General features: G+C 69.7%; 18 protein-coding genes. 4 read left to right on the top strand and 14 right to left on the bottom strand.

Translation table 11 applies throughout. The features are described 5' to 3' along the window. Positions 1-84 precede the first annotated feature (84 nt). On the bottom strand, positions 85-552 hold the full coding sequence (locus tag G3T38_RS15830) for a MaoC/PaaZ C-terminal domain-containing protein (protein ID WP_163773283.1): 468 nt from the start codon (positions 550-552) through the stop codon (positions 85-87). A gap of 39 nt (positions 553-591) precedes the next feature. Next, positions 592-1,713 (bottom strand): acyl-CoA dehydrogenase family protein, encoded by a 1,122-nt coding sequence (locus G3T38_RS15825; RefSeq protein WP_163773282.1) that lies wholly within the window; start codon positions 1,711-1,713, stop codon positions 592-594. A gap of 70 nt (positions 1,714-1,783) precedes the next feature. Here G3T38_RS15825 and G3T38_RS15820 point away from each other — a divergent pair, with 70 nt between their 5' ends. After that, complete coding sequence (locus G3T38_RS15820; RefSeq protein ID WP_163773281.1) at positions 1,784-2,971, top strand: MFS transporter; 1,188 nt, start codon at positions 1,784-1,786, stop codon at positions 2,969-2,971. A 118-nt stretch (positions 2,972-3,089) separates the two neighbouring features. Here the strand turns inward: G3T38_RS15820 and G3T38_RS15815 are convergent, their stop codons facing one another. Genes G3T38_RS15815 through G3T38_RS15800 form a run of 4 tightly spaced genes read right to left on the bottom strand, consistent with a single transcriptional unit; the run spans position 3,090 to position 6,646 of the window. Beyond that, positions 3,090-3,971 carry an enoyl-CoA hydratase/isomerase family protein gene (locus G3T38_RS15815; RefSeq protein ID WP_163773280.1) on the bottom strand — a complete coding sequence of 294 codons (882 nt, stop codon included), beginning with the start codon at positions 3,969-3,971 and terminating at the stop codon, positions 3,090-3,092. Next, the gene (locus G3T38_RS15810) at positions 3,901-4,719 is read right to left on the bottom strand and encodes an enoyl-CoA hydratase/isomerase family protein (RefSeq protein WP_163773279.1); all 819 of its coding nucleotides are present in this window, start codon (positions 4,717-4,719) and stop codon (positions 3,901-3,903) included. The genes G3T38_RS15815 and G3T38_RS15810 overlap by 71 nt, the downstream gene beginning before the upstream one ends. After that, positions 4,716-5,906 (bottom strand): acyl-CoA dehydrogenase family protein, encoded by a 1,191-nt coding sequence (locus G3T38_RS15805; protein WP_163773278.1) that lies wholly within the window; start codon positions 5,904-5,906, stop codon positions 4,716-4,718. Before G3T38_RS15805 ends, G3T38_RS15810 begins: the two co-directional genes overlap by 4 nt. Then, positions 5,903-6,646 carry an SDR family NAD(P)-dependent oxidoreductase gene (locus G3T38_RS15800; protein WP_163773277.1) on the bottom strand — a complete coding sequence of 248 codons (744 nt, stop codon included), beginning with the start codon at positions 6,644-6,646 and terminating at the stop codon, positions 5,903-5,905. Before G3T38_RS15800 ends, G3T38_RS15805 begins: the two co-directional genes overlap by 4 nt. Before the next feature lie 79 nt (positions 6,647-6,725). Here G3T38_RS15800 and G3T38_RS15795 point away from each other — a divergent pair, with 79 nt between their 5' ends. Next, on the top strand, positions 6,726-7,472 hold the full coding sequence (locus G3T38_RS15795; protein WP_163773276.1) for an SDR family oxidoreductase: 747 nt from the start codon (positions 6,726-6,728) through the stop codon (positions 7,470-7,472). A gap of 50 nt (positions 7,473-7,522) precedes the next feature. On the opposite strand, the gene G3T38_RS15790 is transcribed toward G3T38_RS15795, so the two are convergent. From G3T38_RS15790 to G3T38_RS15775, 4 genes are all read right to left on the bottom strand, one after another. Then, positions 7,523-8,242: an ABC transporter ATP-binding protein gene (locus G3T38_RS15790; RefSeq protein WP_163773275.1), complete on the bottom strand. Its 720-nt coding sequence runs from the start codon at positions 8,240-8,242 to the stop codon at positions 7,523-7,525. Next, the gene (locus G3T38_RS15785; protein WP_163773274.1) at positions 8,239-10,101 is read right to left on the bottom strand and encodes a branched-chain amino acid ABC transporter ATP-binding protein/permease; all 1,863 of its coding nucleotides are present in this window, start codon (positions 10,099-10,101) and stop codon (positions 8,239-8,241) included. The genes G3T38_RS15790 and G3T38_RS15785 overlap by 4 nt, the downstream gene beginning before the upstream one ends. Next, positions 10,098-10,967 (bottom strand): branched-chain amino acid ABC transporter permease, encoded by an 870-nt coding sequence (locus tag G3T38_RS15780; RefSeq protein WP_163773273.1) that lies wholly within the window; start codon positions 10,965-10,967, stop codon positions 10,098-10,100. Before G3T38_RS15780 ends, G3T38_RS15785 begins: the two co-directional genes overlap by 4 nt. Before the next feature lie 101 nt (positions 10,968-11,068). After that, complete coding sequence (locus tag G3T38_RS15775) at positions 11,069-12,238, bottom strand: ABC transporter substrate-binding protein (RefSeq protein ID WP_163773272.1); 1,170 nt, start codon at positions 12,236-12,238, stop codon at positions 11,069-11,071. Positions 12,239-12,465: 227 nt separating this feature from the next. Here G3T38_RS15775 and G3T38_RS15770 point away from each other — a divergent pair, with 227 nt between their 5' ends. Both G3T38_RS15770 and G3T38_RS15765 read left to right on the top strand, forming a co-directional pair. After that, positions 12,466-14,493, top strand: coding sequence for an FAD-dependent oxidoreductase (locus G3T38_RS15770; RefSeq protein ID WP_338037698.1), 2,028 nt, complete (start codon positions 12,466-12,468; stop codon positions 14,491-14,493). A gap of 113 nt (positions 14,494-14,606) precedes the next feature. Continuing rightward, positions 14,607-15,800 (top strand): CaiB/BaiF CoA transferase family protein, encoded by a 1,194-nt coding sequence (locus G3T38_RS15765; protein ID WP_163773271.1) that lies wholly within the window; start codon positions 14,607-14,609, stop codon positions 15,798-15,800. A gap of 101 nt (positions 15,801-15,901) precedes the next feature. Here G3T38_RS15765 and G3T38_RS15760 read toward each other — a convergent pair whose 3' ends face one another. Genes G3T38_RS15760 through G3T38_RS15745 form a run of 4 tightly spaced genes read right to left on the bottom strand, consistent with a single transcriptional unit; the run spans position 15,902 to position 19,588 of the window. Next, positions 15,902-16,702: an SDR family oxidoreductase gene (locus G3T38_RS15760; protein ID WP_163773270.1), complete on the bottom strand. Its 801-nt coding sequence runs from the start codon at positions 16,700-16,702 to the stop codon at positions 15,902-15,904. After that, positions 16,699-17,226 carry an aromatic-ring-hydroxylating dioxygenase subunit beta gene (locus tag G3T38_RS15755; protein WP_163773269.1) on the bottom strand — a complete coding sequence of 176 codons (528 nt, stop codon included), beginning with the start codon at positions 17,224-17,226 and terminating at the stop codon, positions 16,699-16,701. Before G3T38_RS15755 ends, G3T38_RS15760 begins: the two co-directional genes overlap by 4 nt. A gap of 28 nt (positions 17,227-17,254) precedes the next feature. After that, a complete protein-coding gene (locus G3T38_RS15750) occupies positions 17,255-18,463 on the bottom strand; it encodes an acyl-CoA dehydrogenase family protein (RefSeq protein ID WP_163773268.1) in 1,209 nt (402 codons plus the stop codon). Positions 18,464-18,484: 21 nt separating this feature from the next. Further along, complete coding sequence (locus G3T38_RS15745; RefSeq protein WP_163773267.1) at positions 18,485-19,588, bottom strand: acyl-CoA dehydrogenase family protein; 1,104 nt, start codon at positions 19,586-19,588, stop codon at positions 18,485-18,487. Positions 19,589-19,745 lie beyond the last annotated feature (157 nt).

Below are 19,745 nucleotides of genomic sequence, written 5' to 3'. Positions count from 1 at the left end.
CGCCCGACGACACAGGGCGGCGGGATGTCCCCGCCGCCCTGTGTCGTTGTCATCAGGAGGCCCCGTGACCACCTGGCACACCCCTCACGCGTCGGGCAGGACGATCAGCGTGACCATGTCGGCGACGCACGCCGGCTTCGCCTCGCCCTCGATCTCGAGGGTGTAACGCACCGTCAGCTGACGCCCGGTAGCAACCCGCGTCAGCCGCACCACCTCGGCCCGGGCCCGAAGGCGCGCTCCCGTCGGCACCGGTCGCGGGAATCGCACCTTGTCCAGCCCGTAGTTCAGCCGGACGGCGTCGATGTCGTCGAGGCTGAACAGCTGGTGCCCGAACGCCGGCACCAGCGCCAACGTGAGGTAACCGTGAGCGATGGTGCCTCCGAACGGGCCACGCGCCGCGCGCTCACGGTCCACGTGGATCCAGTTCTCGTCCCCCGTGAGCGCGGCGAACGCGTCGACCTCTTCCTGGGTCAACATCCGCCAGGGGGTCGGACCCAGCTGCCGACCGACGGAGGCCTCGAGATCCGCGATCGAGGTGAAGGACTCCGGCACTTCGCACTCCCTTACGTTGTCGGTCTGGGTCGGGACGACTCAGCTGTCGAGCACGTGGCGAGCGACGACCAGCTGCTGGATCTCGGCGGTGCCCTCCTCGAACCAGAAACCACGCGCGTCGCGGTAGATGCGCTCGATCGCCGCGTCCGTGGTGTAGCCGTACCCGCCGTGCACGCGGAGCGAGAGATCGGTCACGCGACCCACCATGTTCAGGCAAAACAGCTTCGCCGTGGATGCTGCGGCGGTGTAGTTCTCGCCGGCATCAGCCAGGGCGGCCGCGTGGCGGACCAGGCCGCGGCCGGCACTCACGTCGGCGTACATGTCGGCGAGGTGGGTCTGGATGGCCTGGCGCGTGGCGATGGGCTGACCGAACGTCGTGCGCTCCTTGGCGAATGCCGCGGCCTCGTCGAGAGCGCGCTGTGCGAGCCCGACCATGCAGTTCGAGAGCGACACCCGGCTGTAGTCGAGGAAGCTGAGCGCGACCTCGAGGCCCTGCCCTACCTCGCCGAGACGGTCCGCGTCCGCGACGTAGATGTCGTTGTACCGCAACCACGCGTGGCCGGTGCCGTGGAGTCCCATCGTGCGCTGCGTGGCGTCGATCTCGAAGCCGTCGGTGTGCCGCGGCACGAGGAACGCGGTGAGGCTGTCCTTGCCCCGCTCGTCATCGGTGGCCACCACGATGATGAAGTGGTCGGCGCGGTCCGCGAAGGTGATGAGGTGCTTCTCGCCGGTGAGACGCCAGCCATCACCATCCCGACGGGCGACGGACTTCAGGTCGCGACCAGTGCCGCCCGACTGCTCGGTCAGGCAGAAGGCCACGACGACGTCGCCGGAGGCCATGCCGGCCACGAGAGCGCGCTGCGACTCGTTGCCGAACCGTGCCAGTGGGCGCCAGACGCCATTGGTGAGGTGCACCAGCATCCGCCCCGACCCATGACCCCGGGCAGCACCCTCGAGGTACGGGAGGTAGTCGCCGATCGTGAGGTTCCACCCACCGAACTCAGTGGGAGTCGTGAGCCGGTAGGCGCCGGCGTCGGCTGCCCGCTTCAGGAGGTCGGGCGGGATGACATCCGTTTCCTCGATCGGCCCCGATGCCGGCTCGTAGTCCTCGAGGAAGAAGCGGGTGAACTCCTCGACACTGGGCTTCTGCAGGGTCTCCATACCGACCTCCGGTGGCTAGATGTGTGATATCTGTGTTTACCATGACCATCATTGACTTGGCCAGTCACGAGTGACCCTCGCCACACGTCGGGCGCGCGTCATCGCGACCGCCTTCTGCGGCATGGCGGTGACCATCTCCTTCGGACGATTCAGCATCGGGCTGCTGGTGCCGGGCATCAGGGAGTCGCTGGACGAGACCTACGCAGCGGTCGGTCTCCTGGCCAGCATCAACCTCGCCGGCTACGTGGCCGGGCTCCTCGCCATCCCCCGACTGGCACGACGGACCTCGCACGTGCGTCTCGTGGCCTGGGGGCTTCTCATCGCCACCCTCGGAATGCTGATCGCCGCCGCCGCCCAGGAGCTCGCCGTCCTCGCTGCTGGCGTCGCCCTGACCGGCGTGGCCAGTGCCTTCGGATGGATCTCCGGGGCGGCCGCCACCATCGAGGTGAGCAGCGAGGACAACCGGGGACGCACCCTCGGGATCATCGGCACCGCCAACGGAGCAGGCATCATCGTCGCGGCCGTGCTCGCCGAGGTCGCTGTCCGTTCCGGGGTCACCGGCGGCTGGCGCGCAGTCTGGGTGTGCCAGGCCGCGCTGGGCGCGGCCAGCTGCGTCCTCGCCTTCCGCACGCCGTCTCCACGCCCCGCAGGGGTCACCACACCCCGCGCGCCGCTCCGAGGTCTCATGCTCATGACGCTCGGCTACGCGCTCTTCGGCCTGGGCGTGGCGTGGTTCACCACGTGGTACATCGCCGGAGCCACCAGCCGCGCGAGCATGAACGGGTCTCTGGCATGGCTCGCACTCGGAATGGGCGCGCTCGCCGGCGGCCTCGTCCTGGGTCGTGCCGGTGACCGCTGGGGACACGGCCTGGTGCTCGGGGGAAATCAGCTCGTCGCCTGCCTGGCCGCTCTGGTGATGGCCGCGAGCGGGACGCACCCGACCCTCGTGGTCGTAGCCGGCTTCCTCTTCGGCTCGGTCATGAGTGGCGCGGGCTCCCTCGTGCCGACGATACTGGCGACGACCATCGCAGCCCCGCGCGTAGGGGAGGCCTTCACCGGGCTGACACTGGTGTTCGCTGCCGCCCAGGTGCTCGCTCCTCCCGCCGGCGGGGCGGTGCTCGATCACGTGCCCCACGGCTTCGCGGTGCTCTTCACCGCCTGCGCGGTGGTCTTCCTGCTGTCGGGTGCGGCGTTCCTCGCTCACTCGTCCCCCCACCCCGGGGAGCGCACCGCCCGCACCACGTCCGGTCTCTCGTAGCTCCATGGGCCGTGGCTCCCGGCGTCGGGTGGCCCCAGTCCCTGGATGTCACGCCGACCGGCGGAGCGCTCGCGTGGCGGGGCGACGTGCATGCCCCGCCACGCTGCGGAGCGATCTGTCAGTCGTCGGCCGCCGCCTGGAAGCGGGGTGATCGCTTCTCGCGGAAAGCGGCGAGGCCCTCACGAGCATCAGGTCCGACGACGAGGTGCGCAGCGCCCTCGATCTCTAGCTCGATGCCCTGGGCGGTGATGGACGGCCGGCTCAGCCGCTTCATGAAGGCGAGCCCGGGCTGGCTCCGCGCCGACATCGTGGCGCCCTTCTCCCAACACACCTCGAGGAAGTCGTCCGCCGGGACGACCTCCTGGACCAGTCCCAGGGCGAGTGCCCGGTCGGCCGACACCATCTCGCCTGAGAACATCAGCCACCGTGCGGCACGCGCGCCGACCGCGTCGGTCAGACGCTGACTGCCGCCTCCACCGGGCACGAGCCCGAAGTTGGCATGGACGTCGCCGATGCGAGCGGCACTGGACGCCACCATGTAGTCGCAGGCCAGCGCGAGCTCGAGGCCCCCAGCGAGGGTGAGTCCGTTGAGCAGGGCGACGACCGGCTTCGGGCACGCGTCGATCGAGTCGAACACACGGCGCCATCGCCGGAGGAGACCCCGGAAGGCGGCGCTGTCAGCCGTGACGACCTCGGACTCGATGAGGTCGGCCCCCGCGCAGAAAGCCCTGCCGGCGCCCGTCACATGGACCACCCGGACCGCCGGATCCGCGCCGGCCCGAGCCAGCTCCTCCCCCAGCGCCCCCACGAGAGCAGCGCTGAGCGCGTTCATCTGATCAGGACGGTTCAGGGTCAGCAGCCTGACACCCTCGCGATCCTCGACCAGGACAAGCCCATCAGCGGCGGACTGGCGGGACGTGCCCTCGACGTCAGGCACGGTCACGAGCGCTTCGGGACCGGTCACGAACGGCCTGGATGCGGGCACGTCGGTCGGCGTCATCACTGTTGTTGGCCGTGCCGAAGTCGTTGTGCAGCAGCTCGAGGCGGCGGCCGACACCCAGGTCGGCTTGCGTGCCGAGATTGATGAGCTGCTTGAGGATGGCCACCACGCGAGGCGAGTTGGCCACCACCTGCTCGGCGACTGCGAGCGCGGCCGCCTCCAGCTCCTCGACGGGCACCACCTGGGAGACGAAACCGATCCGGTGGGCGTCCTCGGCAGTCAGGGCACGACTGGTCAGCATCAGGTCACGAGCCACGAACGGCCCGAGACGGCGCGGCATCCGCTGGCTCTCCCCTCCCGTCGGGATGAGGCCGAGCGCAGCGTGGGTGTCCCGGAACTTGGTGTCGCTGGCCGCGACCAGGATGTCGCAGCAGTAGGTCAGCAGGAAGCCACCGGTCATGACCCAACCCTGGACAGCGGCGATGACGGGGACTCTCAAGGTCTCGATCCGCTCCCACAGGTCGGTGCGACCGATGTCGAACCCGTCCTCTTGGAAGTGCTCGTCGAAGTCGGCACCCGCACAGAACGACGGACCGTTGGCGGCCAGGAGGACGACACGCACGGAGTCATCGGCCTGCACGCGCTCGAGCTCCTCGATGAGTCGATTGGCCAGGCCCCGTGTCAAGGCGTTGAGGCGCTCCGGACGGTTGAGGGTGAGGCGCCGCACCCCGGGAGAGGGTTCGTCCACGAGCAGCACGTCTGCCGCGTCGCTGCTCGTTGCGGGGTTCTCGTCGCGCGTTGAGGTCATGGTGTTCGGTGTCCTGTCTGGTAGGGAACGAAGTCGCGCCCGAAGAGCTCTCGGGCGATGACGATTTTCTGGATCTGCGCGGTGCCGTCGGCGATCTCGACGGCGAGCACGTCGCGCAGCCGCTGCTCGAGCGGGTACTCCGAGGAGTAGCCGTAGTGGCCGAACTGGAGCAGGCAGTCGTGAATGGCGCGGCTCGACACCAGCGGTCCGACCCACTTGCACATCGCGGCATCTGCGGTGTGGTCGAGGCCGCGACCACGCTTCTCGAGCGTGCGGTAACAGATCATCCGAGCGAGCTCGAGCCAGGTCGCATGCTCCGCGAGGGGGAAGGAGATGCCCTCGAACCTGCTCAGGGTGCTCCCGAAGGCCGGCCGCGTGCGAACGTGGCCCACCGTCTCGTCGAGACTCGCCTGTGCAGCACCGATCGCTGTCAGTGCGAGCAGGGGGCGGGTGAAGTCGAAGTTGTTCATCACGGTGCGGAATCCCGCACCCTCCTCCCCCACCAATGCCGACAGCGGAACGCGCACGTCATCGAAGGAGATCGTGCCGCGTCCGACCGGCAGCCACCCGGGATCGGCGATGGATCCCGTCGTCACGCCGTCGAGGTCGAGCGGGACGAGGAACGCCGAGACCTGTGAGCCCGCGGGCCCACCGGCGGTGCGGGCGAAGACGATCGCGGCCTCGGCGTACGGGATGGCCGTGATCGAGGTCTTCTCGCCCCGGAGGACCCAGCCCTCGGCCGTGCGCTCCGCGACCGTGCGCATGGCTGCGGCGTCGGAGCCCGAGCCGGGCTCGGTCAGCGCGAGCGCGACGAGAGCGTCCCCAGCGACGAGTGCCGGCATCCACTTCTCCCGCTGCTGCTTGCTGCCGTGCTCCCGCAGGATCGCGGTGATGATGAGGGTGGGCAGCACGCAGTTCGCGACATTGAAGTCCGCGTAGGCCAGCTCTTCCATGACGACGCCGCACGCGACGTAGTCCAGCCCCTCCCCGGCACCCCACTCCGGTCCGGCCAGCAGCCCGAGGAATCCCAGGTCGCCGAGCTGCCGCTGCACCTCCCAGGGAAAGGCGGCAGTCCTCGCCCGCTGCAGGTAGGTCGAGGCGAGCTTCTCGCGCGCGTAGGACCGCGCGACGGACTGCAGCGCGCGCTGTTCCTCGTCCAGGTCCAGCAACGAGGTAGCTCCCGTCACGCCGTCCAGCCCCCATCCACTCCGACCACCTGGCCGTTCACGAACCCGGCACCCTCGGACACCAGGAAGGCGACCGCTTCGGCCAGCTCGTGGGGCTCCCCCCACCGACGAGTGGGCGACTGGGCGAGCGACCAGGCCTCCGCCTTCTCCGAGGAACGGAAGACGTCGGTCATGTCGGTGCGGAACATCCCGGGCGCGACGGCGTTCACCGTGACGCCCCGCCGGGCGACCTCGACGGCCAAGCACTTGGTCAACGCGACGACGGCGCCCTTCGTCATCGCGTAGGCAACCGCACCGGGGATCCCGATCACACCCGTCGTCGACGCCACGTTGACGATGCGTCCGTAACCGCGCGCCTTCATCGGGCCGATCACCTCGCGACAGGCGAGAAGACAGGACGTGGCGTTGACCGCGACGAGCCTCTGCCAATCGTCGAGCTCCACCTGCTCGATCGGCCCGGAGACGTACGCCCCCGCGTTGTTGACCAGACCCGTCACCGGACCCATCCGTTCGGCCCTGCCGAGCAGGTCCACGACGGCCCCGGGGTCACCCACATCGGTCACGATCCCCTCCACGGACACTCCGCTCTCGCGGCAGGCGCCCACCACGTCATCGAGGGTGTCCGCGTCGCGCGCCGCCAGCACCAGGTCGTGGCCGCGTTCGGCAAGCAGGAGCGAGATCGCTCTCCCCAGACCACGACTTGCGCCGGTCACGACGGTCAACTGGCGTTGTGGGGGCATCGTCGCCTCCCTTTCCGGAAGAGATAATCAGTGATAATGATTATGTCTTATGAGCCCATCTCCTGACAACGTCGTCCTCGTGACCGGAGCTGCCAGCGGCCTCGGTGCCGCCACCGTTGCGCTGTTGCGCGCTCGGGGCGCGACGGTCGTCGCGACCGATCGCGTCCCTCGCCCCGACGACGCCGGCTCCGTGGTCGCTGACGTCACGGACCTCGCCTCGGTCAGGAGCGCCGTCGAGGAGACCCTGGACCGCCACGGCCGGCTCGATGCAGTCGCGCACTGCGCCGGCGTGTTCCGCAACGCGTTGCAGCCCCTGCACCTCCTCGACGACGAGATCTGGCACGAGACCATCGCCGTCAACCTGACCGGCGGATACCACGTCGCGAAGGCGGCCCTGCCTGCCCTCATGGCGTCGCACGGTGCGTTGACCCTCGTGTCGAGCATCAGCGCCACGTTCACCCAGCCCGGCGGATCGGCTTACGCCGCGTCGAAGGCCGGCATCGTCGGCATGGCGGATGCGATCGCCGTGGAGTACGGCCCGCGAGGCGTCCGCTGCAACAGCGTCCTCCCCGGTTACATGGCCACTCCGATGACGGGCCCGCTGCTCGACCGTCCGCACCTGCGCGAGCAGATAGAGCGGGAGGTCCCCCTCGCGCGCGTCGCTGATCCGGCAGAGGTGGCCGAGGTCGTGGCCTTCACCCTCTCGCCTGCGGCGTCCTACGTGAGCGGACATGCTCTCGTCGTCGACGGCGCGGCACACCTGACGGCGATGACGTCACGCCGCGACAACGACCGCATGTGGTCGCGCACCTCCCCCGACGCCTGACACCGCCAGGTGCCGCGCGGCTGCGGGGGCACCGCGCGGCACCTGATCGGTCAACCGCCGAAGTACGCTGCCTTGAGTGACTCCTCGCTCAAGGGTGCGCCAGCCGCCGCGGACTCGGCGACGACCTCCCCGAGACGTACCACGTAGACCCTGTCGCAGAAGTCGGTCGCCCTGCCGCTGCTCTGCTCGACCAGGACCATGGCCAGGCCCTTCTCCCTGCGGAGCCGGTCGAGGCGCTCGTAGATCTCCTCGACCACGATCGGAGCCAGGCCCAGCGAGGGCTCGTCCAGCAGGAGCAGCTGGGGTCGAGCCATCAGTGCGCGTCCGATGGCCAGCATCTGTTGCTGGCCACCCGACAGGAGCGAGGCCAGCTGGTGGCGCCGGTCCGCCAAGATGGGGAACAGGTCGAAGACCTCCTCGAGCAGCTCGTCACCCGCCGGGTCCTTGCCTGGCCAGAACCGGAACGCTCCCAAGCGCAGGTTCTCGAGCACGGTGAGGGTGCCGACCACCTCGTGCCCCTCCGCGACCAGGACAACTCCGCTACGCACCATTCTCGATGGGCTGGCACGCCGCAGCGCCCGACCGCCGAGGCTCACCGTGCCCTCCCGCGGCGAGAGCTGCCCCGAGACAACGCGCATCAGGGTCGTCTTGCCCGCACCGTTCGCACCGAGGATGCCGACAGCCTCGCCCTCCCCCACACGGAAGGACACCCCGTGGAGCACGTCGGTGCCGCCGTAGCCGGCGCGCACGCCGTTCACGTCCAGGATCATCTGCTCGCTCCTCCCAGGTATGCCTCGATGACGGAGCTCTGCGCCAAGACCTCGGCCGATGCACCCTCCGCGATCACCCTGCCCTGCGCGAAGACCACCAGGCGCGCGCACAGGGCGCTCACGAACTCGACGTTGTGGTCGATGAGAAGACACCCGACCCCCCGCGAGACCGCCGCCCGGATCGCCTCAGCGATCTCCTCACGCTCGTAGTTGCTCAACCCCGCGCCCGGTTCGTCGAGCAGGAGGAACGCGGGATCCCCCGCGAGCGCACGTGCGATCTCAGCGCGCCGTACGACGCCGTACGGGAGGTCGCCTGCGGTCTGGTGGGCGTGCTCGCGGACGCCGACGAGCTCGAGGAGTCCGAGGCCGTGGTAGTAGGCCTCTTCCTCATCCCGACGACTGCGTGGCAGGTCGAGCATCTGCTCGACGAGCGTGGAGCGGGCCGCCTGTCCTCGCCCGAGGACGACGTTGGTGATGAGGTCGAACTCGGGAATCATGCGAGCACTCTGGAAGGTGCGAACCACACCGCGCCGAGCGACCGCGTGAGGAGCGAGCCCCACGAGCTCGTCGCCGTCGAGGCGGACAGAACCAGCCTGCGGCCGCACCATTCCGGAGACGACGTTCACCATCGAGGTCTTGCCGGCCCCGTTCGGCCCGATCAACCCGAGGACCTCGCCGCTCTCGACGGCGAGCCCGACCCCCTGCAGCGCTGTGACGCCCGCGAAGGACAGGTCGACACCTGCCACCTCGAGCCGGCGGGACGCCGCACCGACCTCCGACTCCGGAAGCGCAGCCACCTCGAAGGGGACCGGCCTGGCCCCGATCCTGCGTGGCCAGGAGTCGGATGGCAGCCGCTGCGCGATGCTGCGGCCGACGCCCACGAGACCCCGGGGAGCGAACGCGAAGATCAGGATGATTGCCGCTCCGAAGATGAGGTTGCTCATGTCGCCGAGCTGCTCGCCCGCCTCCTGGATGGCGACCAGGGCGACGACGCCGATGACCGGGCCCAACCGCGTTCCGCCCCCACCGATGAGCACCACGATCAGCACATTGATCATGATGTGGAGCGAGAACGACTCGGGGCTGATGAACAGCATCTGGTGAGCCACCAGAGCGCCCGCCAGCCCGGCGAACGTGCCCGAGATGGTGAAAGCGAGCATGCGCCGGCGCCACGGATCGATCCCCACGGTCTGCGCCGCGACGACGCTCTCCCGGACCGCCACCAGCTCCCGGGCGACCCGGGACTCCCCGAAACGGTAGAAGATCTCGAAACACACGACGGCGACGGCGGCCACCAGCCAGTAGAAGGACAGCTCGCCCGCGAACAGCACCGTGTCGCCGATGATCGGCGGCGCGATGCCGAGGTAGCCGTTGGCTCCGCCGGTCACCTCGTCCCAGCCGGTCGTGACCTCGGTCGCCGCAATCGCGAACGCCAGCGTCCCGAGCGCGAAGAAGGCTCCGCCCAGGCGGGACGTCGGGAGCGCGACCACGAGCGAGGCGACGAGGGCCACCCCCATCGCCATCGGCACCGAGACCCAGAACGAGACCCCCAGCTCGGTCTCGATCACCACGCTCGCATAGCCACCCACGCCGTAGATCGCCACGTGTGCGAGGTTGAAGAGGCCGGCGTACCCGAAGATGACGTTGTAGGCGGCGACGAGCACGTAGAGGATCGCCGACGACGTGATGACGGTGAGCCAGAACCCGTCGTTGGCGAACACGAGGCCGAGTGCCACGGCGAACGCCCCAGCAGCCGAGGGGCGCGCCAGGTCGGCGACCCAGCGCCGCCGCTTGCGGCGCCCGCTGGTCCCGGCCGCGCCTGGAGGTGCCGGGGTCGGCACGACATCGATGTCGGTCATGTGCGGACCACCTCTCGGCCGGCGCCCATGATTCCCTGCGGCCGCACGGCGATGACGACGAACAGCAGGAGGAATGCGAAGAGACTCGCGAACTCCGAGCTGACGTAGCGGACGAACAGGGCATCCGCGAAGGCGACGACGACGGCGCCGATGGCGGCGCCCTGGATGCTGCCGAGGCCGCCGAGCACCGCAGCGGCGAACCCCTGGATGGCGAGCGGGAGCGCCAGGCCCAGCGAGACCGCGGACGTCGGCGTGCGCAGCACCCCCGCCAACCCGGCGATGGCGCCAGCGAGCAGCCACACCCCAGCGAGCACCACGACGGGGTTGATCCCGTAGATCGCCGCTGTCGAGGGCCGGAAGGCGACCGCCTCCATCGCCCAGCCCGGCATCGTGCGGTCGATGAGCACGCGCAGGAGCACGAACACCACCACTGCGAGCACGACCGTGAGGATGCGCTGGTTGCTGATCATCACTCCGCCGACCTCATGGCCGCCCGAGACGAGCGGCGCCGAGCTGAAGCCTTGCTTGGCCCAGAACTCGCCACCCAGGAAGTCGAGGATGAGGCCGAAGCCGAGCGTGCCGATCGCGAGCGCGGCGTGCGTCGAACCCGCCCTCTCCGCGAGCCGGACGGCGAGGACGTACATCGCCAACCCCAGCGCCGCGGTCACGCCCAGCGCCAGGAGCAGCGCGAGCCAACCGGAGCCGGCCGTGTTGGCGAAGAAGATCCCGCCGAAGACGGCCAGGTACCCGACTCCGAAGTTGACCACTCGACTGCCGCGGTACACGAGCACGAGCGAGAACGCGATCAAGGCGTAGATCGCTGCGTTCGTGCTCGCGCCGACCAGCAGCACCAGCCAGTCATTCATGGGTCCTCCTTCGTCGGGGCGCGGGCGTCTGCCACGCCTGGGGAACGTCTCGGGGGTCGCCCCCCGGCCGCATCACCGGTGTGCTCCCGCTCCGTCGAGCGTCAGTCGACATCGAGGTCGGCCTGGGCGAGCCCGCCGTCGACGACCTGGTACGGGACCAGGTAGCCCTCGCCGTACGCGTCGTGGTCCTCCGTCGTGAACTGCTGCCGCGCACCGGTCCGTCCTCCCACCGACTCGACGGCGGGCAGCGACGTGAGGGCGCCCACCAGCTCGTCGCTTCCCTCCCCCTGGGTCTCGCCGAGGCCAGCGACGATCCAGTTCAGTGCGTCCACCGCCTGCAGCGCCTGCTCGGGCAGCACCTCGACCGGTGTGAACTCCTCGTTGTAGTCCTCGAGGAGCTCCGAGTACGCCGGCTTGGTCTCGTCCACGCACCCGACCGTGTAGACACCGGGCAGGGCGGCGTACGCGCCCTCCCCGATCCGCAGGGCATCGGGCGAGACGATCGGGCTGAGGCCGATGATCGGCACCGCGAGCCCCTGCTCCTGCATGGCCTTGGCGATCAGCCCGTAGTCGGCGCCCGCCGCACCGGCGATGATGACGACTCCCGGGTCCTTCTCGACGACCGACGCCACCTGGGCCGAGACATCGCTCGCACCGATCGGGTACTCCACCGACGTGACGAGGTCGAGCCCCTCGTCCTCCGCCGCGGCCTCGATCGGGTCCTTGGCGCCGAGGCCGAAGCTGGACCCGTCGTAGAGCAGCGCACCGTTCGCCGCCCCCGTGCCCGTGCCGACCTGCGCGATCGCGACGGCCAGGTCCGGCGTCCGCGGGCTCGTCCGGAAGACGTACTCCTTGTCCTCGGTGATCGCAGGCGCCGATGCGCTGTTGTTGATGGTCACGACACCCGCGCGTTCGACCACCTCACCGACCGCCAGCGCCTCGGTGCTGGTCCACGGCCCGATGAGCGCGGCGACGCGGTCCTGACTGATGGCGCGTTGGGCCTGCTGCGTGGCGGTGGCCGGGTCGAGCTTGGTGTCGTAGACCTTCAGCTCGACATCCCTGCCGTCGACGCCACCCTCGGCGTTGATCTGGTCGAGCCGCAGCTCCAGGGCGTTCTCTGCCTGCTCGGCTCCCTGCGCCGAGGCGCCCGTGAGGGGCAGGAGCACCCCGACGGTGACGGGCCCGGACCCGCCGCCGTCCGACGAGCCGCCGCAGGCGGCGAGAGGAACCGCCAACATCATGCTGGCGGTCAGGGAGAGGGCTCGACGCATTGTTCCTCCGATGTTCGTGGCGGATCCGATGAGGACCACGGGGGTCGTTCGCTGTCCTGGCACCCGAGCCGCGCGAGGGGGAGTGACACCGATGTGACGTCACCCACATACGAAACTGTGGCTACTATTACACTGTTCGAAGACCGTCGGCAACGGTCAGCGCAGACGCTGTGGACCGCCGCGGTCCCGACGACGACCACACTCCGATCCGACGACGAGGCGGCCCCGTGACCACCAGCGCCAGCCCGAGCACCGCTCAGCCCTCCCTCTTCGCGCCCGTGGAGATCGGCCGCCTGACGCTCCCCAACCGGATCGTCATGGGCTCCATGCACACGGGCCTCGAGGATGCCGACGACCCCTCCCGCCTGATCGCGTTCTACCGCGAGCGCGTCCTCGGAGGCGTCGGTCTGATCATCACGGGCGGCTACGCGCCCAACCTCGCCGGACGACTGGATGCACACGGGGTCGTGCTCGGCGCCGGCTCCGACCTCGACCGCCACCGCGCCATCACGACCGCAGTCCACGCCGACGGCGGTCTGATCGCGGCCCAGGTCCTGCATGCGGGCCGCTACGGCAGCCACGACCTCGCAGTCGCCCCGACAGATGACGTCAGCCCCTTGACCCGCCGGGCGCCCCACGCCCTGTCCTCGGCCGAGGTGGACGCGACCGTCGACGACATCGTCGCCGCGGTGCGCGCCGCCGAGGTGGCCGGGTACGACGCCGTCGAGATCATGGGCTCCGAGGGCTACCTCATCAACCAGTTCCTCGCCCCGCGCACCAACGCCCGCACCGACGAGTGGGGCGGCGACGCTGCCCGCCGACGGCGCTTCGCCGTCGAGGTCGTCCGGCGTTCCCGCGCGACGTCCCCCGGCTTCCCCCTGATCTTCCGCATCTCCTTGGCCGACCTGGTGGACGAGGGACAGACCTGGTCCGAGGTGCTCGATCTCGCCGCGGAGCTGGAGGATGCAGGAGCGTCCGCCTTCAACACCGGGATCGGGTGGCACGAGTCCCGCGTACCGACCGTCCCGACACAGGTCCCGCGCGGCGCATGGCTCTCGTGGACGGCAGCGCTGCGCGCTGCCGTGAGCATCCCGGTCTGCGCGTCGAACCGCATCAACACCCCCGAGGCCGCCGAGCAGGTGGTGCGGGACGGTGTCGCCGACCTGGTCAGCATGGCACGGCCGCTGCTCGCCGACCCCGACTTCGCCCGCAAGACGCGGTCAGGACGCCCCGACCTGGTCAACGTCTGCATCGCCTGCAATCAGGCGTGTCTCGACCACGCGTTCGTCGGCGCCCCCGTCTCGTGCCTCGTGAACCCGCGTGCCGGCCACGAGACCGACCTGGTCCTCGGGCCCACCTCGCGGAGTCGAACAGTTGCGGTCGTCGGCGCCGGCCCAGCCGGCCTGTCAGCGGCCGTCACCGCCGCAAGCCGCGGGCACCGCGTCACGCTGTTCGAACGCGCGCCCCATCTCGGGGGGCAGTTCCGGCTCGCCATGACCATTCCCGGCAAGTCGGACTTCCGCGACTCCTTGGCCTACTTCGAGGCACAGCTGAGCGAGCACGGGGTCGAGGTCGCCGTGGGAACCGAGGCGACGGCCGCGCTGCTGGCGGACTTCGACCACGTCGTGCTCGCCACAGGGGTGCGTCCACGTGTCCCGGACATCGAGGGCGTGCACCTCGCGGGCGTCATGACGTACGCCGACCTTCTCTCGGGTGCATCCCAGGCAGGGCGGCGGGTCGCGGTCATCGGCGCGGGCGGGGTCGGGGTCGACGTCTGCCACTGGCTGACGCACCGGGAGGAGCCGACAGGTGACTGGCTCGCCCGCTGGGGTGTTGCGGCGCGCTCGGGGCGCCGAGGAGACCTCGCCCCCTCTATCCTGCCGCCGACCGCGGCGCGCGAGGTCACGTTGTTCCAACGCAGGACGACACCCATCGGATCGGGCTTGGGCAAGACGACCGGCTGGGCGCACCGCAGCGTCCTGGCCCAGTACGGCGTGACCCAGGTCACCGGCGCCGCCTACCGCGCCATCGAGCGCAGCGACGACGACATGGTCCTCCGCTACGTCACAGAGGGACACGAGCGGGAGCTCGTCGTCGACTCGGTCGTCCTGTGCACGGGGCAAGAATCCGTGCGCGACCTCCGACCGGGCGACCCGTCCCAGGGGTGGCACGTCATCGGCGGCGCAGACGTGGCCGCAGAACTGGACGCGGAACGGGCCATCGCCCAGGGCACGCGCCTGGCTGCCGTGCTCTGAGGCGTCGCCACGCCCTCCCGGGTGGTTGACCGACCGCGCGGGGCGCGGTACGAACGACCTGTCCAGTATTTGTGCACACAGTGTGCATAGTCCAATGCAATGGAGAGTGCATCATGACCCAACCCCTGACCGGAGTCCGCGTGCTCGACCTGACCCGCCTCATGCCGGGAAACTACGCCGCGTGGACGCTCGCCAGCTTCGGCGCGGACGTGGTCAAGGTCGAGGACACCGGCGCCGGTGACTACATGCGGGACTTCGGGGTGCAGGTCAACGGCCAGGGCGCACTCCACCAGCTCGTGAACCGCGGCAAGCGCTCCGTCGTGATCGACCTCAAGTCCGACGAGGGCCGCGAGGCCTTCCTCCGGCTCGTCGACACCGCCGACGTGGTCATCGAGTCGTTCCGGCCGGGCGTGCTCGACCGGCTCGGAGTGGGGTGGGACGTGCTCCGCGCACGCCGCCCGTCCCTGGTCCTCGCCTCGACGAGCGGATACGGGAGTCGCAGCCCACTGGCGAACCGAGCTGGGCACGACATCAACTTCGCGGCCACCTCTGGGATGCTCGACCAGCTGGGCAGGAAGGGCGAGCCACCGGTCGTGCCCGCCATACCCGTCTCGGACTTCATCGGGGGCGGACTGAACACGGCCATCGCGACGCTGGCGCTGCTGTCCCGTGCGCGGGCCACCGGAGTCGGCGGCCGTGTCGAGACCTCGATCGCCGAGGGCGCCACCCTCATCCCGTCCAACCTCGTGGCCGACCTGCTGGCCGGGGGGGCGCAGCCTGAGCGCGGGACCGCGGACTGGGGCGGGGGCAGCGGCGCCTACAACGTCTACGCGCTCAGCGACGGCCACGTCGCGGTGGGAGCCGTGGAGCCGCAGTTCTGGAACCGGATGAGCGAGCTGCTGCAGGCCCCCGACCTCGTCACCCGTCGCGCCGACGATGCCTTCGTGCGCGCGACACTGACCCAGAAGTTCAGCGAGATGACGCGTGCGGAGGCGCGCGAGCTCTTCGCGGAGGACGGTTCGTGCGTCGACGTCATCGCGACCTTCGAGGAGACGTTCTCCTCGCCCCACGCCGCGTCGATGGAGTACCTCCGCAGGGTCCCCGGACTCGACATGCCCGTGCTCGCGCCGCCCTACCGCATCGACGGTGAGCGGCTGGCGGAAACGGTCCCCGCGCCGTTCCAGGGCGAGCACACCGCCGAGATCATGGCGGAAGTCGGGTACGACGCCGAGCAGGTCGCCGACCTGCAGCGTCGCAGCATCCTGGCACCGCGTGATGGGCGAGCCCCCGTGCTCACCCGCGACTGACGATCGGGCGAGCTCGTGCTCCCCTGACGCACGACGGCGCCGGCCGCGCGATCGCGCGGCCGGCGCCGTAGTCACGCTGAGGGATCAGCGATCGCGCCACGTCATCGTCGCGGGATCCAGGGCCAGTACTTGGCCGTGGCACCGGCATCGACGGTGATGTTGCTGCCCGTGATCATCCGGGAGTCGTCCGACGCCAGGAACACGACCGCCGGCACGTAGTCGTCGGTGGTGGGCAGTGACGACAGGGGCATCAGGCCGTAGAAGTCGTTGGGGTAAGCATTCTCCTTCGAGGCCACACCCCGGAGGAGGACCTCCACTGCTGGATCACTCGGTTGAGTGACCGTCGGCGTGAAACCGTTCACCCGGATACCGTGCTCGGCGAGCTCCATGGCCGCCGAGCGGGTGAAGTTCACCAGGCCGCTCTTGGCCGTCGAGTACCCGATGTTGCCCGGCTGGCCCTGCCACGCCGCGGTCGAGAGAACGTTGATGATGCTGCCGGGGCGTCCAGCGGCGATCATGCTCTCGGCGACGGCGCGAGTGAAGACGAGCGCACCCGTCAGGCAGACGTCGAGCTGCTGGCGGTACTCGTCGATGGGCATGGTGAGCAGACCCTTGTGGTTGAACACCATCGCGTTGTTGACGAGCACGTCGATGCCGCCCCACCTCTCGGTGGCGAGATCCACGACCTCGGTCGCGTGTGCGGGGTCCGTGACGTCCCCCGCCACGGACAACGCCTCTCCCCCCTCCCGTCGAATCGCTGCAGCCGTCGCCTCGGCGACCTCAGCCACCAGGTCCGTGCAGATGACACGCGCGCCGGCAGCGGCCAGGCCCCGGGCGAGGGCGCCGCCGATGTTGGCGCTGGCTCCGGTGACGACGGCGGTCCGTTCTTGGAGACGCGTCACAGGAGGATGCTGACCTTCCCGTGCGGTCGCAGCACGTCGTTGGCGAGCACGCACCTCCGTCGCAGGTAGACGAACCCGCCGTCGACATCTCGCTCGATCACGTGACGGTACTGGCCGACATAGGTGTCGGCCACCCCGGACCGGAACCGGTGGACGGCGAAGTTCGCACGGACGTGGAGCTGGCGCTCCGCACCCTCGCGGACCTGCACGTTCGTGATCAGTCGCCTGGTCACCGAGTGCGGGTATTCGGCGTGTGCAGCGCGTGTCAGCAGGGAGTTCACCCGCTGCTCGAGGAGGAACCGATCGTCGTGCACCAGGAACAGGTCCTTGGACGGATCGCCATCGGGCAGGTCAGTGGTCGGGACCTCGTAGTGGGCATCAGTAGAGAACAGCTCGAGCCACTCGTGGAGCCGCCACTGGTCGAGCAGCTCACCCTCGTCGAAGAGGAACTGCTCCACCTCGTGGTGGGTCTCGAGCGAGGCGCGGGGTCCGACGACGTCGGGATTCGAAGCGGTGAGTGTCATGGAAGGACCTCCGGGAAGAGAACCGCGGTCAGCCAGCGATCCGGCCGACGACCTCGCGGGCGACGATGATGCGCTGGACCTGGCTGGACCCCTCGAAGATGTCCGCGATCTTGCAGTCGCGGTACCACTTCTCCAGGAGGAGGTCCTTCGACGCGCCCTCGGCACCGAGGAGCTGCATGCAGCGACGAATGATGCGATCGCAGGTCTGCGGCGCGAAGGCCTTGGCGATGGCCGGGCTGTACCTGTTCTTGGCGCCGTGGTCGATGACGAAACCAGCCTTGAAGTTGATCCGTCGCGAGCGGTCGAGCGCCGCATTCATCCGCGCGATGTCGTTCGACGCCGCGTCCCAGCGACGCGTCGACATGTCGCTCCGTCGCTCCGCGAGCAGGTCGGAGGTGAGGTCCAGCGCGGCTTGGGCGATGCCGATCACCATGGCGGACATGTTCGGGCGGTTGTTGGACAGTGCCGCGAGCGCACCGTGCTGGCCCGACATCTGGCTCGTGTCCGCCGGGCCTGTTGCGTCCCAGCCGAGCCTGTTGCCGAGCGGCACTCGGCAGTCGTCGAACAGCAGCTCCGACGTCATCCAGTTGCGGATGCCGAGCTTCGACTCGTTGGGCTTGGGCACCGAGAAGCCGGGCGTGTCGGTGGGCACGACGAAGCAGGCGATGCCCTTTCCACCCAGGGTCTTGTCGGTGGTCGCGAACGCCGTCACCCAGTCGGCCCGGGCCCCGTTGGTGCAGTAGATCTTCGAGCCGTTCAGCACCCACTCGTCGCCGTCGCGGACAGCCGTGGTGGCGACCTGGGAGGTGTCGGACCCGAAGTGGGGCTCCGTCAACGCGAACCCGGACACCGACTCGCCACGCATGGCCGAGGCATACCAGGTCTCCATCTGCGCCGCGGTCCCCATCTCGGCGACCACCAGGTGCCCGATGCCCGGGCTCAGCAGCGGCAGTGCCCAGAGGTCGCCGTAGCAGACGTTCTCGTAGAACACGAGCTGGGAGACCCAGTAGCCGTCCTCGAACTTCGGACGTTCGTCGTCGTCCCGATCCGGGCGACCCAGGGGAACCGGACACGTGTTGAGGATCGCATCCCAGTCGTCGGGGTTCTTCTTCTCCGTGTCGGCCGTGCGTGCTCGCGGACGCAGCTCGGCGACAGACCACTCACGCAGTTGTCGTCCGTACTTCTCCAGCTCGGGGCTGAGCTCGAACGTTGCCGTGCTGTCGGCGGTGGTGCTCATCGGTGCTCCTCGGGGTCGGGCTCAGAAGGCGGGCTGGAAGGCGGAGGCGAGCGGGTCGAAGTCGACCGTCGAGAGGAAGGCCGCGATGCGGTACCAGTTCTCGACCGGGTACTCGGTCATGAAGCCGTGACCGCCGAGGACCTGGACCGCGTTACGCGTCGTCTCGGCGGCGTTCTCGCTGGCGTAGCTGACGGCGGCGTCGACCGCGGCGGTGACCTGGTCCTCCGGGGCACCGTCGTCGACGAGCGACGCGGCGTCGAGGATCTCGAGACGCGCCTGCTCCGTCCGAGCGAACGCCTCAGCGATGAGGAAGGAGATGCCCTGGAACGAGGCGATCGGCTTGCCGAAGGCGATCCGCTGGGATGCGTAGTCACCCGCGTACTCGAGTGCTCGCTGAGCCATGCCCGTCTGCACGGCGGCGAGGATGAGGCGGTGGCGCGCCACCGTCAACCCGAGCCCCTCGTGGGCGAGCAGGTGCTCGACGGGCAGCTCGAGGTCGAAGTCGACCACCGCCTGCTCCGTGGCGTCGAGACCCAGCGAGCCCGCACGCGGTCGCACGGTCATCCCTTCCTGGCCGGGTGGGACCACGACGGCGCGGAGCTCGTGGTTCGAGGGGTCGCGCCCGAGGACGATCATCGTGTCGGCCCGCTCCGCGAACGGGACCGCCACCTTGCGTCCACGTACCCGGACCCGTGCACCGTCGGTCTCGACGGTGGTTGCGATCTCGTGGCTGCCGGCGGACTCGTAGAGCGCTACCGCACCCCTGTGGCTCGGACCCGTCACCGCGGCATCGCGCAGAGCGGCACGCTGCATCGCCGATCCGTGCTCGGACACGAAGAGAGCAGCAGACCCACTCCAGGCGGCGGCGATGGTTGCCTGCGGGTCGCCGTGGGCGAGCTGTTCGAGCGCTGTCATCTGCGTGACCGTGCTCGGGATGCCGTCGCCCCCCAGGTCCTCCGACAGCAGGACGGTCAGCCCACTGCCGCACAGGGCCTGCCAGGCGGCCGGGTCCACTGCGCCACCGCGCTCCGTCGCGGCGGCCGCGGGCGAGAGCACAGCTGCGCCGAGGTCGCGCGTCATCTCCACGACGTCCTGCTGGTCGCCGTCCAGGGCAAGATTGAGCATGTGGTGGGGTCTCCTTCGTGCCTGAGAGGCCTGCACGGCCTGGCTCACGGAATCTCGGACGTCAGTCCGGGAGCCCGACCGTGCTCCGAGCCCGCCCGGCGCCACAAGCAAGCGTTCCGGTTGCCGGGAAAGACGCGATCCTCCCGGCTCGTCCTGG

It is taken from the genome of Nocardioides zeae, assembly GCF_010686755.1.
GTDB lineage: Bacteria > Actinomycetota > Actinomycetes > Propionibacteriales > Nocardioidaceae > Nocardioides > Nocardioides zeae.
The sequence above is the reverse complement of the archived record's forward strand: the minus strand, read 5'-3'. Positions and strand labels throughout refer to the sequence as shown.